Source organism: Chamaesiphon polymorphus CCALA 037 (genome assembly GCF_003003845.1).
In the GTDB taxonomy this organism is placed as follows: domain Bacteria; phylum Cyanobacteriota; class Cyanobacteriia; order Cyanobacteriales; family Chamaesiphonaceae; genus Chamaesiphon; species Chamaesiphon polymorphus.
Genome location: NZ_PVWO01000121.1, coordinates 1 through 12869, shown reverse-complemented (window position 1 = coordinate 12869; position 12869 = coordinate 1). Strand labels below are relative to the sequence as shown.

Here is a 12869-nt window from a genome sequence, read left to right as displayed (position 1 = left end):
TATCTAGACATATCTCGTCTGGTTCCTAGCATTGTCTGGGCTGATACTAGGGACATGGTTGAACTAACAACCCAATCCAATTCACCTAGAGGAAAACACCATGCTTCACCACATTTCTGTTGCAGTTAACAATCCCCAACACGTTGCCAACGTCTTAGCCGAAATTTTTCAGGGTCATGCCATTCCGTTATTTCGCTGGTGCTGACAGCAAGGATTGCGAATCGTCCAACCCCAGACGTTAATGAGTCTCGGTTTCTATCAGCAACCCGCAGGGGCTTTTCTGCCATCAATTCTGTTTTGAGAGAAGTTTTTATAGAACCCATAAATTGAATTATGAATACAACACCCGATCCCTCTCGCATCCTCGAAGTCGGCTTTGGCTTTTGGAGTTCTAAAGTATTGCTCACAGCCGTCGAGTTAGGAGTTTTTACTGCCTTAGCAGATCGATCGATGACTGGTGAAGAATTAGGCTCGCAGATTAAACTTCACCCACGCGGAATTTATGACTTTTTCGATGCTCTCGTCGCTTTGGGCTTTTTGTCCAGAGAGGGAACTGGTGCGAGCGGACTGTATCGAAATACCGCAGCCACTGCCACATTCTTAGACAAAAATCGACCTGGATATATTGGCGGCATCCTAGAAATGGCTAACGCTCGCCTGTTCAAATCTTGGAGCGATTTAGGCGAAGCACTCCAGACTGGACAACCACAAAATGAAGTTAAGCACAGCCAAACACCATTATTCGAGACACTTTATGCAGATCCCGATCGACTAGAACAGTTTATCGCTGCCATGTCGAGCCTGTCGCGCGGAAATTTTCAAGCCTTTGCTACTAAATTCGATTTTTCTAATTACAAAACCCTGTGCGATGTTGGCGGCGCAGCCGGAATTATGTCGCAGGTAATAACCACACACCATCCCCAGATCCAGTGTATTAGCTTCGATCTCCCCCAAGTCGAACCGATCGCCAAAAGATCGATCGCGCAAGCCGGATTGAGCGATCGCATTCAAGTTGTCTCTGGTGACTTTTTTAATGATGCTTTACCCAAAGCAGATATTATTACCATGAGTGCAATTTTGCACGATTGGAATCTAGAAATCAAAAAACATCTGATTCGCTTGGCTTATGAATCATTGCCAGAAGGTGGTGCATTAGTGGCGATCGAAAACCTCATTGATGACGATCGAAAAGAGAACGCTTTTGGCTTAATGATGTCGCTCAATATGTTGGTTGAAACTGGCGATGGCTTTGATTATACGGGTGCTGACTTTTGGAGTTGGTGCCAAGAGATCGGATTCAAACGCTATGAAGTTTTGCATCTAGCAGGCCCTTGTAGTGCGGCGATCGCTTATAAATAGAAGTCAATTAGCTAGCGATCGGATCGGAGGTGTATGTTAGAACTCAGACCAACTTGCGAGCACTGTAACAAGGAACTCAAACCCGACTCGTTGGAGGCACGCATTTGCAGCTATGAATGCACGTTCTGTGCTGGCTGTGTCGATCGCATTCTTAATAATGTCTGTCCTAATTGTGGTGGTGGCTTTGTGCCCCGACCGATCCGACCGTCAAAAAATTGGAAAGATGACAATTTTCTGGGCAAAGATCCGGCAAGCGATCGAGTCAGGCACAGACCGATCGATCTAGCGGCTCATGCCATATTTGCTGCTACAATTGCCCCCATCTCTCCCGAACATCGATAACATACCAGCCTAAATTGCAAATATTCAGCGAAAATTCATTCGTTCGTACATTAGTTGAAAACTTTCTGGGGTGACGCTAAATTCGCCCCGAAATGGATAGTCCATCGCTGCCATCAAAAATACCAACAAGCCGATTGTTGATGCCATTAAGACGATCGTAAAATCTTGAATTAACTGTCGATCGTATACCAAAAACCACGGAATTACGATATTCAGTAAAGAACCAAAAATCACTACTAACCATAACGTTGATGGCAACCCAGTTGCCACACTTTGGAGGCGGGTACGCCGCTGGCGAATCATTTCATTAAAGGTGGAAATTGTTTCGGCATGAACGGATTTCATGCTTTCGGATACTGGTTCATACGCATAGAGATTTTTTTGAAAAGCAGTAACTTTATCGGTACCGCCTTTGGGGACGATCCCTTTGCGCTGGGATGGCCATTCTTCATGGATGGCATAATGTACGTATTCTTTCAGATTGGTTCTGAGCAACCCTCTAGATGGCTCTGGATAGAGCGAAACAGCTCGATACAACACATTAATCGAAGAAACTTCCTGGTTGACATTCATGTTAATGTCGCTAAAATTTTGCCAAGCTCCAACCGAAATTAATCCCAACGTAATGCCAAAAAATACGCCTACTGTCGCGATCGTTGTATTGACTAATTCATTGTACCTGCCATCATGATTAGGAATACGCTTGACCCACTTACGAGTTAATTGCTGACCGATTAAAGCGATCGAGACAAAAAAACCGATAACGATCGCCGCAAATACAGTATTGGGAAGATCGTAAAGCCAGAATAAATTCATTGTAAAATTACAGAGCGAGATTTAGAATTTTATGTATAAAGGCATTATTTTACCATCCTCCCAGACATAGCACCATAATTGCCAATTCAATTACGATCGATGTAGCGATCCGCGATCGAGAATGCTCGCCAAAGATTGCATTCGTTGGCGTAGCCTCTCTTAGAGAGAATCGCCACATGGCAGCATTTAAAACTCATGGCAAATTATGACTCAGCAACAATTTCCCAGCCATTCAGCTTCAATTGGTGGCATTTATGAGGTATGTATTGGCGTGCCAGAACCGATGGCAGCGATTCAATATTGGCAGCAATTTGGCTATCGGATCGATCGAATTGGCGCACTATCGGCATCAGCAGCCCAGCAATTATATGGCGTAAATTCTGGCTTGCGATCGATCCGCCTCGTTCATCAACAAGCCGATTGTGGTTTAATTCGGCTAATGGTGTGGGATGCGCCCATCAACGATGGTTTGGGGCTAGAGTCGATGAAAGTCAAGGGCAATCGCTGGGCAACCACCCTCACGGCAGATATCTTAAATATCGCCAATCATGCCGCCGAAGCCGCTAAAGCGGATTTACCGATTAAATCTACCACTCCTCACTGGGAAATTATCTATCACAAAGAGCGCGCCAGCCGCCCGTTTCTCGATCCTGCCATTGGCGTGCGCGAAATGTTATTAATCCAACCATTAGCCAGACAAGTACTATTTCAACGATTTGGTTATACCATGCCGCATTACGGACAAATTAACCCAACCGCCGCATTTCAAACCAGTCAATTTACCCACATGGGGATAGTAATTCAGGACGATAGCAAACAAACGCTGAAATTTTATGAAGAAGTTTTGGGTTTATTGCGGGTGCGAGATGATATTGAAACTAGTTATGAATCCTCATTAGCCGGACGCGAAATTTTCGATCTATTACCGGGCGAAAAGTTTTTTGTCACTGCTTTTGACGAACCGCGATCGTCTGCAACCGACTTTTTGGCAGCACGTCCGGGGCGATTATATATAATTAGATTTCCAGAGACTTTGCAGTTAGATTCGAGATTCGATCGAGCAAAGCCAGGTTGTTTGGGAATGTGCTCGTACACTTATCAGGTGCAGGGATTGAATAAATATCTCGATCGACTGCAAGCAAGTAAAGCTGAAAATATTACTGGAATAGTTACTAATGAATTTGGAGAAAGTAGTTTATCTTTTGTGGCTCCAGATGGCTATGCGTGGACATTAGTTGCATGATTCGATCGATAAATAAATAAAACACATCCCCGACTTCTTCAAGAAGTCGGGGATGTAGCTGCACTAAGGGGACGACGCTTAAACTTCCGCAGGTTGTGGCAAGGGAAAAGTCGCTCCGGCGAGATAATCATCAAAGTGCTGCTGGAAATATACCCATGAGGTAATCCCCTCTACATCTAGATAAGATTTCGGTGCGTTTTGATATAAAGGCACACGCGTATTAATTTCATCTTGCAATAGTTGCGGCAATTCATCTACGCCGCTGACTTTGCCACCATAAGCACTATAAATCAATTGACCAGCTCGATCGCCCATTTTCATCCACGGTACCCAGGGGCCAATTCGATCCCAGCTCAGTTGGAGCTTAGATACCGAGAGGATTTCGGGATTCAAAAGTTCTGCCGTCGGCACGGTAAGTTTAAATAACTCGGCTGCTTGATAAGTAGGATTGGGACTATAATCGGCAAACTTGGTATCTGTAGCCAGCGGATTGGGGTAAGTCGAAAATAAGTCGAAGACGAAAGTGGTATCGTCGCCATTCACCTGAGCGGGAAACTTGTCTTTAAAGTACCCCTGAACTGGATTATTGGCAACGTGCATCACTGTCAGTAATTCCCCCGTCCAGGGATTTTCCCACTTATGCAAGATTTCGCCAGTTTCGGGATGCAGGTAGTAAGTCAATTCCCTGGATGTAAAATCCCACCCTCCTTCTGCGGAAGGAATACAGCGGCTGATACTGACGCCGACCATCTTAAATAGACGATTGCGCTTGCCACCTGGCACCATCGCATAAATCGCTCCCGTCCAGCTCAGGAAACTCGATTGGGTGGGATCGAGCGACGAGCGCGTTTTCACCCAGCAGCTAGCATCAAAGTCTTGGCTTTTAGCAACCATCTCCAGATTCCTCAGTATTTAACTACACACATGCCTAACGATCGAATTTGCCAGTATTTTTGGTTCCTACTTTGAGGGCGATCGTACCTCCCTAAATTGTAAAGTTTTTACGATCCTGTTGTGGCTGAATAATCTGTTAGTCATTTAATTTACGCACATCCTCCCCGCTCCCCGCTTTCAAGAAATCTAATATGCGATCGAAATGTAAGAGCAGCTTATACTCTCGCACGGCTCGAATATACGAGGCGGTTACACGAATGTTGCTAAAATTATGGTAGATCTATGATGTTTCCCGATAATGGATATAGAAATCGTTCCTTGCTCGATCGGGCACATGGAAAAGTCGATCGAGGGTGCAGAGGCTTTTGAAAATGCTTATGGACTGCAAGCGATTGATGGATATCTGCCATTTCCAGGGGCACTAGAGTATATGTTGAAGCAGATGCAATCTGCACAACTCTGCGATCCTTGGTTGCCATATCTGATGGTTTTTCGGCCAGATCGAGCGTTAGTTGGGTTTTGTGGCTTCAAATCTGTTCCCGATCCTCAGCAAGCAATCGAGATCGGTTACTCTGTTGCCCCAAACTATCAAGGTAGAGGTTTTGCCACATCTGCGGTACGGCAACTACTTAACATCGCTTTTGAGTCAGAATTAGTCAATCGGGTTTGCGCGCACACGCTGGCAGAATACAATGCCTCCGCCAGAGTATTGGCAAAGTGCGGGATGACTAAAGCAGCGGAAACGATCGATCCTGACTTAGGATGCCTGTGGAAATGGGAAATTGGCCGATAATTCACAATACTAAATAGCTAATGTTTTTCAGTTATTATCATCGATCGTCAAACCGAATGGAAACCGCCAACGTTATTGTTAAATTAGTTAGCATTGCGACGATCTTGACGATCGGTAATATCGCCCCTGGATTTGCTCAAGAACGGCTAGTCCCGACCGGAATTTCTACTAGTGACTGCGTTGCACCGACGATCTCTACATCAAAAACAACCGCTCATCAGAGATTCGATCGCCAATATTGCACCAAAAATAATCCCGGCAATAGCCAGAAAATTCGGGCATGTCAACAAAATTCCGCCGAGCAAAAACAAGTTACTTTTTTTACCGATCGGTGCGGTAGTAAAGGCATCTATTTTATCGGCATTAATGGTGTCGAATATCAGCTCAAACGGACGGGCGGGAATTTAACTCGTCCGCCATATCTTACTGGATCGTTCGTGGGTAAAGGCATTCGAGTTAATGTCAAAGAAATTCGATCGATTAAAAAAACGAATGAAGATGGGATCGAGGGTGGTGAATTAGAAGTATTAGTGACAATTACCCAAGGCAAAAATACAGAGCAAATTACAGGTATTTTATCCTATGGGCCTTAATTTAATTAAGAGATATCGTTCCACTACGCCCAAACTTTTGAGAGTCGCAATTCTCGTTCCGTTCGTGTATTGTCCCATGCTCGACCCAGGCGAGTGATGGGATCCACATGCTATATCCGGTCAGCATTTTGATACAGATGCCCGTGGGTAGATCCCAAATTTCGATCTTGAAATCCTAATTCAATAATTTTGTTGTGTGTTGCTAAGTCCATCTCTTTTAGATCTTTTATAGATAATGATTAGTGCTGGCGGAAGAGCCAACCAAAATCCAGATACAGGCATTAATACAACACCTAGCAAAATAATAAATAGCAGACTAAATCCAATCGAAGCTGGTACATACCCATTTGACATCTCTTCAATAATATTAATTGCTAGACCCAATCCAAACAAGACGAATCCAAACAGCAAAAACCAAACAACTGCGCCCCGTAATGGATCGACTCCGATCGAGTCGAATACACCATCAAGGAATATCTGCAAAATAACTTCTGGAAAAACAACAAAAGCAAATATCGTATGCACGATCGAAACAGCGACTATCCATTTCCCAATCCAATATTTCATTGAAAAAGCTCACTTAGTTATTAGATGAAACATAACGACCCACTTTACTCGCCGTAAATAACCTCGAACGTCGGGCATTGAGATGGCGATCTGCTCTAGAGATAGCTGATTCTTTGATTCCGGCACGGATCGAACTTGAGTGCCCAAAATGGCGGTGCATTGGGTGCGATTTTTTGGTTTCGCACGATTTCAAATCCATTTTTCTGATAAAAACAGACTGCTTGCTCTGTAGAAGTTATCAGATAGCAGGCTAAACCTTCATCGCTTGCCTGCTGTAAAATCGGCTGTAACAATCGACTGCCCACGCCTTGTCCTTGAAACATTGGATGTACGACCATAATCCACAAATACCAATGAGGAAGATCGCCCATATCTTGATGATGGGCTTGTTCTGTGACAGATAGGAAATTCAGCAATCGCCCTAGACGATTCCAGCCCACTTTCAACGGTAAGCTGTAAAACTGAAGTTGCAACGCCATCTGTAATTGCTGAAGTGGATTACTAGAGAATGCCCCCGGTGGCAACCAAGCCGCAATTCCTTGCAAGTCTGATGTTGTATAGACGTGTTTATACTGGACGCAGTAGTCAATTGCCCTACTTGTCAACCAAGTCAACGCTTGAAATCGTAATTCTGGATCTTCGGGGAGCGAGTAATTGAATACAGGATTGTCTTCAAATGCCTTTGCTGCTATTTCGCCAGCAATTGTAATCTGAGATCGATCTAATTGACAAATATCAAAGTCATTCATTGCGGTTTTCTCGATCGTTATTAAAAACTGAGCGACACACTCTGCACTACCTAGAATCTTCAGATAACCCCTGATTAATTTGAATTAAAATGTGCCTCAAATTTTCCATACGACTGCGTATGGGGCTATTATAAGTTATGATATTGGAGATGTCAATACGGCAACGTATGGTTGAGCGAAAAGCGTTAGAACCCAAACTCGGCAGGCAAGATTGGATCGAGACAGGGTTGGCAGTCTTGGCGGAAAGTGGCGTGGAATCTGTCCGGGTAGAACCGTTGGCAAAGCGAATGGGAGTGACAAAAGGCAGTTTCTATTGGCACTTTAAGGATCGTTCCGATCTGTTAGATGCCATTGTGAATCAATGGGTGCAAATCGACACAAATAGTATTATCGATCGAGTGAATCGACTCGATGCCGATCCCAAGACCAAGTTATTGCAATTATTTGAACTCGCGATTGCGGATGATGGTCTTACTCCTGGGCTAGCCGATGGCAGCATCGAGAATGCAATTCGTGCTTGGGCAAATAACGATCCGAAAGTAGCCGCAATTATCGATCGAGTCGATCGACAACGGCTCGACTACACTAAAGATCTATTCCTCGCAATTGGCTTTTCTGAAGCTGAATCCCTAGTTCGCGCTCGTTTAGCTTACTATTCATTGGTGGGTGAGTTTACGATCGGAGTCCGAGGAGATCGAGCCGAGCGTTTAGCCGAAATCCGAATGCAACACGCTATTTTAACTACTGAAACCGATCGATAAATCGCAAAAGACACCTCGAACTACAACTTACGATCCATACAGCACTTTCCAGTAATATGCAATACGTCATTAGCTCGGAAAGCGGGGAGCGGGGAGCGGGGGGAAATTGGACTTCACAATTCAGGAAAGTGCTGTAACTACTAAAGTGAGCGGCGATCGATCTACAGTTCGATCGCCATTGTTACCAGATATGAATTATTAGTAAGTTCGGTCGTCAAATTTGTGGGTAAATGGTAGCACCTAAGTATTTATAATCTATTTATCTGCACGATCGAGACCATCGCGACAGATTTCGACATCACATTACCCCGACAGAAATATATGGATTTACACGCTAAAATCGTTAGCGTAGCTTCGGCAATACCAAATCGCATCTGCGCGCGTACCCGCCAACAGCTTGCCACAGTGATAGTCAGCCCGTTAATGTTACTAGCTGCAACATCTGCTGCTAGTGCGGCGACTACCGGACTTACGGGTGGCAGTCAACCGATCGACAATTTACAGCCATCCTTAGCTCTCAACTATATCATCGCGACCCAAGGGATCTTTCCCTCAAGAGGTAGTAGTAATTCCTGTGGGCTTGGCGCGGCTTGTATCGGTCAAATTTCCACTTTTGCAGGCAATTTTGCACCTTCGGGGTGGCAATTTACCAATGGACAAGTGCTATCGATCTCGCAGAATATCGCTTTATTCGCTCTGTTAGGAACCACATATGGGGGTAACGGCACTACCACATTTGCCCTCCCCAATTTGCAAGGACGCACCCCCATCGGTACGGGCACGGGTGCAGGATTGTCTCCTCGGACTCTGGGCGAGCAAACTGGCAGCTCGACGGTCACTCTGAATCCAACTCAACTACCTAGCCACACTCATACCCTACCAGGGACGAGCGATCTGACTGGAGCTACAGGTGGCAATCAGCCTGTGAATAATGTCCAACCATCGCTAGGTTTGACCTACGCGATCGCGATCGAGGGAACGTTTGGTAGTTGCGGCAATGGTTCTTCCTGTTTGGGTGAGATCGGAGCTTTTGGTAATAATTTTGTCCCTACTGGTTGGTTGCCTGCGGATGGTCAGTTGCTCCCGATCGTGGGTAACGAGGAATTATTCACTATTTTAGGAACGCGCTATGGTGGGAACGGTAGCACCAACTTTGCTCTCCCAGATCTACAAGGGCGCACGGCAATTGGTGCGGGGAGTGGTTCGGGACTATCGACTCGGATTTTGGGTGAGGAAGTCGGTACCGAAACGGTGACGCTAACTGAAGCACAATTACCCAGTCACACGCATACTCTACCAGGCACGTCCGATCTGACTGGGGCAACAGGTAGCAACCAGCCTGTCAATAATATCCAACCTTCACTGGCTCTGACTTACGCGATCGCGACTACGGGGATTTTTCCATCGCGAGATGGGGGTACGAGTTGTGGCGATGGAAATGCGTGCATCGGTCAAGTGGGATTATTTGCCTTTGATGAGGGTTTCTTGGATCGGAATGTCCGAGGTTGGCTCCCCGCCGATGGTCGATTGCTACCGATCTCTTCAAACTCCGTATTATTCGCTCTTTTAGGCACTACCTATGGTGGCGATGGACGATTGACCTTTGCTCTGCCAGATTTACGCGGACGTACCCTCATCGGGACGGGAGCGAATGGTGGAGATTTTTACAGTCTGGGAGAACTAGGCGGTAGCCAGAGTAACGTTTTGAGTCTGAGCCAATTAGCCACTCACGATCATTCGTTCGTAGCTACTGCCGTTCCCGAACCTTCGGACATTTTCGGTACGTTGCTGGGTGGCACTTTTGCCGGACGCGTCCTGCTCGCTCGCAGACGGCAGCTAATGACAGCTCACAAATCGGACTGCTAAGTGCGCTCTGCTAATTTCGAGGATCGATCGAGCTAATTTCAACTAAAAAATTCGTAAATTACTCGATCGATAACTAATTTTTACCCATTTACGCGATCTAGTCGAGCGTTGCCAAAAGATATCCGCTAAGATAACTGGAGATAATTATGACGATCTCTGAGACTAAAATTTTTGCAATTGTTGTTTGCAAGCATTGAGAATTTGTAAGTCATTATGACTAATTGTGCCGAGGGGTTGATAGGTAGGTTCGCCCATCATTGGCTGCTTGCTGGCGGTCAAACCGTTGGGATTGAGGGCAAGAGTTAATTTGTACTTTTTAAGATCGTAGGCATCAATTAAGGTCACATTCAAGCGCGAACCTTTAAATTTCCCATAGAAGCAACTAAACTCCGATTGCGGTAGATAAAAAGCACCGATAGTTTTATTGCCCATGGTTTCAAATACCATATATTCTTTGCCTACGACATCGGGTCGCTCGGATTCACCATAGAGGTAAACTCCATTGGCAGTTGGCGGGACACTCACGCGACTGGAGCTAGCCGCGATCTCTAGAAAATTTGCCGCCGCCGTCTGACCGATAAAGGTACATAAAATTGCCACGACAATACTGACAAACCAAAGATTTTTACTGGTGCGAATAGACTGCAATAGTATATTAACTATCATAAATGCCAACCCCTTATCGCATGATGATTGATGGTAATGGCAGCACCAACGATCGGGGAGGACTCGGTAATTTAAGCTAGCTGTTCCGAAGTTAAATAGAAGTGACGCTTGGGGCTGTTTTAAATCTTCGGTACTAATACCAATCGTCTCATCAGCTAAACCCCAACCTGCTTCGCATCATCTAAGATTTACTATCTTAAATTTAGAGGGTCTATTGCCGATCTCATCTAGGCTGCACTGTCGATCGCCCTGACGTGTCTCATTCGGTCGTTTCTCTAGTCGTGGCTCAATCTGTCATCGATCTTTAATAGTCAACTACTATCGATTTATGGTAGATATTTTCTAGCTAATCGCTCGATTTAAATCGATAAATTAGGTAGATTTTTGGAGTTTTGAAGATAGCAACTTTGGTATGAAAACATGCAGAGGATGTCTGTGAATTAGTATCTAATACTTATTGGTATCGTAGGCTACTTTGCAACAAAATTAGACATTGCTTATTACTACTTCAACAATTGAGTAGTATTTACCCCGCCTCGATCGGGCGATCGAATAGCGATCGCCTCAAACTCGACACCAAAAGATCGTGCGGCTGCCTGTTCCAATGATTTGCCACGCCGTTTCTGAATGTGGCTGGAAATCTAGTCCAGTGGTAAACTTATTTTGCCACTATTATATTCGTCCCACAATTTAAATCCTATTTTGAACCTTTGTTTAGATGTATCCGTCGTATATGCTTTTACTTCAGACTGCAACAACTTTTTCATCACAGGTTGCTTTGATAATTTCAACAGTTCCTTTAATTCATCTTCCGAAAAATCGGCTGCTAGTCTTGCGGCATAGGCATCTTTAAAGTGTTTCCAGCCAATTTCTCGTACAAACATTTTCCGAAACCTTGCATAAAGCTTAAAATCGTCGCCCTTACCGATTAACGCACCGATCGAGTGGTCGAAGTGCATGTCGTATCTTTGGGCAATTCCGCTCTCTGAGAGTAGCTCGCTTGCTAATTTATACTTGGCAGTCTCTTTGACAGATATTTTGGATTGGACTGCATCTAAAGGCAGTTGTCGAGCATTCGCTACATATACCGTAAAGCAGGTAAAACAGACGACTAGCATCAATGCTAGCAACTTTGAAAATTGCAATTTTAATTTAAACATAGGAATTTAAGTGCCTCAATTTCGATATGCGATCGCACCAAAAATTCAATCCACATTGCGGCTGAATTCTCCTTCGATCTTAGTTCTCTGTGTGTAATAAAAATAGATCGTGTCGATAATTTATCGATCGCGCTCTAACCGATCGATCCTAACATCGAAATCGAGCGCGATCGTCGAAAGCTTTCGATCGATAATTAAATGATAAAATTACCAGCTTGCTACCAGATTCGCTCGTCTTTGAGCATATTTGCCAGATCGATCTTCTGTGTAGTTTAGACCTAGAAGATCGATTGTTGCGATCGATCGCTAACGGCGATGTCATGTAAGTACAGTTCTTCACATAAACAAAAGGTAGTCATCAGAGATTGCACTGAGCGATCGATGTTACTTTTTATGAGGATACTTATCCTGTCCGTTCTCTTCATGCTTCTCACAATCTGGCTCTAGTTCGTATTTTGCTCTCAATATTCTTAATAATGAGTGTTAGATCGCTACTAGTAACTTGTCCCGCGAACTGGGTGATAATTGACTACATAATAATTGCTAACCAATCTCCGCTCCCTACCATGTCAGATATATCGATCGAATCTACGCTCCAAGAAGAGCGACTATTTAGCCCACCAGCAGCATTTGCCCAAGCCGCACAGGTTAAAAGTCTCACAGAATACGAAGCTCTCTACGAGCGCGCTCAAGCCAATCCCGAGCAGTTTTGGGCAGAACTCGCTGACACCGAACTGCATTGGTTTAAAAAATGGGACAAAGTTTTAGATTGGCAGCCCCCATTTGCCAAGTGGTTTACAGGCGGCAAGATTAATATCTCGTATAATTGTCTCGATCGACATTTGACTACCTGGCGCAAGAATAAAGCCGCCCTCATTTGGGAAGGCGAACCAGGCGACTCGCGCACGCTCACCTACGCTCAATTGCATCGCGAAGTTTGTCAGATGGCGAATGCACTCAAACAGATGGGTGTAGCCAAAGGCGATTTAGTCGGGATTTATATGCCGATGATTCCCGAAGCCGCGATCGCGATGTTGGCTCTGTCTCTTATACACATCTC

At 44.8% G+C, this 12869-nt stretch carries 14 protein-coding genes and 2 pseudogenes; 10 read left to right on the top strand and 6 right to left on the bottom strand.

Going from position 1 to position 12869, the window contains the following annotated elements; translation table 11 throughout:
- Positions 1 to 333 precede the first annotated feature (333 nt).
- Both C7B77_RS11625 and C7B77_RS11620 read left to right on the top strand, forming a co-directional pair.
- Positions 334 to 1359: a methyltransferase gene (locus C7B77_RS11625; protein ID WP_106304448.1), complete on the top strand. Its 1026-nt coding sequence runs from the start codon at positions 334 to 336 to the stop codon at positions 1357 to 1359.
- A 33-nt stretch (positions 1360 to 1392) separates the two neighbouring features.
- On the top strand, positions 1393 to 1701 hold the full coding sequence (locus tag C7B77_RS11620; RefSeq protein ID WP_106304445.1) for a DUF1272 domain-containing protein: 309 nt from the start codon (positions 1393 to 1395) through the stop codon (positions 1699 to 1701).
- A 24-nt stretch (positions 1702 to 1725) separates the two neighbouring features.
- Here the strand turns inward: C7B77_RS11620 and C7B77_RS11615 are convergent, their stop codons facing one another.
- Positions 1726 to 2517 carry a bestrophin-like domain gene (locus tag C7B77_RS11615; RefSeq protein WP_106304442.1) on the bottom strand — a complete coding sequence of 264 codons (792 nt, stop codon included), beginning with the start codon at positions 2515 to 2517 and terminating at the stop codon, positions 1726 to 1728.
- Between the two features lie 205 nt (positions 2518 to 2722).
- Between C7B77_RS11615 and C7B77_RS11610 the strand changes: the two genes are divergently transcribed.
- On the top strand, positions 2723 to 3760 hold the full coding sequence (locus C7B77_RS11610) for a bleomycin resistance protein (RefSeq protein ID WP_106304439.1): 1038 nt from the start codon (positions 2723 to 2725) through the stop codon (positions 3758 to 3760).
- A gap of 78 nt (positions 3761 to 3838) precedes the next feature.
- Here C7B77_RS11610 and C7B77_RS11605 read toward each other — a convergent pair whose 3' ends face one another.
- Positions 3839 to 4654 carry a DUF1838 domain-containing protein gene (locus C7B77_RS11605; protein ID WP_106304436.1) on the bottom strand — a complete coding sequence of 272 codons (816 nt, stop codon included), beginning with the start codon at positions 4652 to 4654 and terminating at the stop codon, positions 3839 to 3841.
- Positions 4655 to 4952: 298 nt separating this feature from the next.
- Between C7B77_RS11605 and C7B77_RS11600 the strand changes: the two genes are divergently transcribed.
- Both C7B77_RS11600 and C7B77_RS11595 read left to right on the top strand, forming a co-directional pair.
- The gene (locus C7B77_RS11600) at positions 4953 to 5447 is read left to right on the top strand and encodes a GNAT family N-acetyltransferase (RefSeq protein WP_106304433.1); all 495 of its coding nucleotides are present in this window, start codon (positions 4953 to 4955) and stop codon (positions 5445 to 5447) included.
- Between the two features lie 20 nt (positions 5448 to 5467).
- Entirely contained in the window at positions 5468 to 6040 is a 573-nt protein-coding gene (locus tag C7B77_RS11595) for a hypothetical protein (protein WP_146138277.1), read from the top strand.
- Positions 6041 to 6220: 180 nt separating this feature from the next.
- On the opposite strand, the gene C7B77_RS11590 is transcribed toward C7B77_RS11595, so the two are convergent.
- Both C7B77_RS11590 and C7B77_RS11585 read right to left on the bottom strand, forming a co-directional pair.
- Positions 6221 to 6607: a DUF6463 family protein gene (locus C7B77_RS11590; RefSeq protein ID WP_219892111.1), complete on the bottom strand. Its 387-nt coding sequence runs from the start codon at positions 6605 to 6607 to the stop codon at positions 6221 to 6223.
- 95 nt (positions 6608 to 6702) lie between these two features.
- Positions 6703 to 7356 (bottom strand): GNAT family N-acetyltransferase, encoded by a 654-nt coding sequence (locus C7B77_RS11585; protein WP_106304427.1) that lies wholly within the window; start codon positions 7354 to 7356, stop codon positions 6703 to 6705.
- A 167-nt stretch (positions 7357 to 7523) separates the two neighbouring features.
- On the opposite strand from C7B77_RS11585, the gene C7B77_RS11580 reads away from it, so the two are divergent.
- The 4 genes and pseudogenes from C7B77_RS11580 (at position 7524) to C7B77_RS31690 (ending at position 9983) form a co-directional block, all read left to right on the top strand.
- Positions 7524 to 8117, top strand: coding sequence for a TetR/AcrR family transcriptional regulator (locus tag C7B77_RS11580; RefSeq protein ID WP_219892109.1), 594 nt, complete (start codon positions 7524 to 7526; stop codon positions 8115 to 8117).
- 543 nt (positions 8118 to 8660) lie between these two features.
- Positions 8661 to 9101: pseudogene (locus C7B77_RS31700) on the top strand (phage tail protein); the annotation flags it as partial.
- Positions 9087 to 9527, top strand: a pseudogene (locus tag C7B77_RS31695) (phage tail protein); the annotation flags it as partial. The pseudogenes C7B77_RS31700 and C7B77_RS31695, both read left to right, overlap by 15 nt.
- 45 nt (positions 9528 to 9572) lie before the next feature.
- A complete protein-coding gene (locus C7B77_RS31690) occupies positions 9573 to 9983 on the top strand; it encodes a phage tail protein (RefSeq protein ID WP_106304451.1) in 411 nt (136 codons plus the stop codon).
- Between the two features lie 162 nt (positions 9984 to 10145).
- On the opposite strand, the gene C7B77_RS11555 is transcribed toward C7B77_RS31690, so the two are convergent.
- Together C7B77_RS11555 and C7B77_RS11550 are read right to left on the bottom strand one after the other, a co-directional pair.
- Positions 10146 to 10649, bottom strand: a complete 504-nt coding sequence (locus C7B77_RS11555; RefSeq protein WP_106304422.1) for a hypothetical protein — start codon at positions 10647 to 10649, stop codon at positions 10146 to 10148.
- 641 nt (positions 10650 to 11290) lie between these two features.
- Positions 11291 to 11809, bottom strand: coding sequence for a DUF2059 domain-containing protein (locus C7B77_RS11550; RefSeq protein WP_106304419.1), 519 nt, complete (start codon positions 11807 to 11809; stop codon positions 11291 to 11293).
- Positions 11810 to 12375: 566 nt separating this feature from the next.
- Here C7B77_RS11550 and C7B77_RS11545 point away from each other — a divergent pair.
- Positions 12376 to 12869 (top strand): acetyl-coenzyme A synthetase N-terminal domain-containing protein (locus tag C7B77_RS11545; RefSeq protein ID WP_146138276.1); only part of this gene is annotated, 494 nt, incomplete at its 3' end.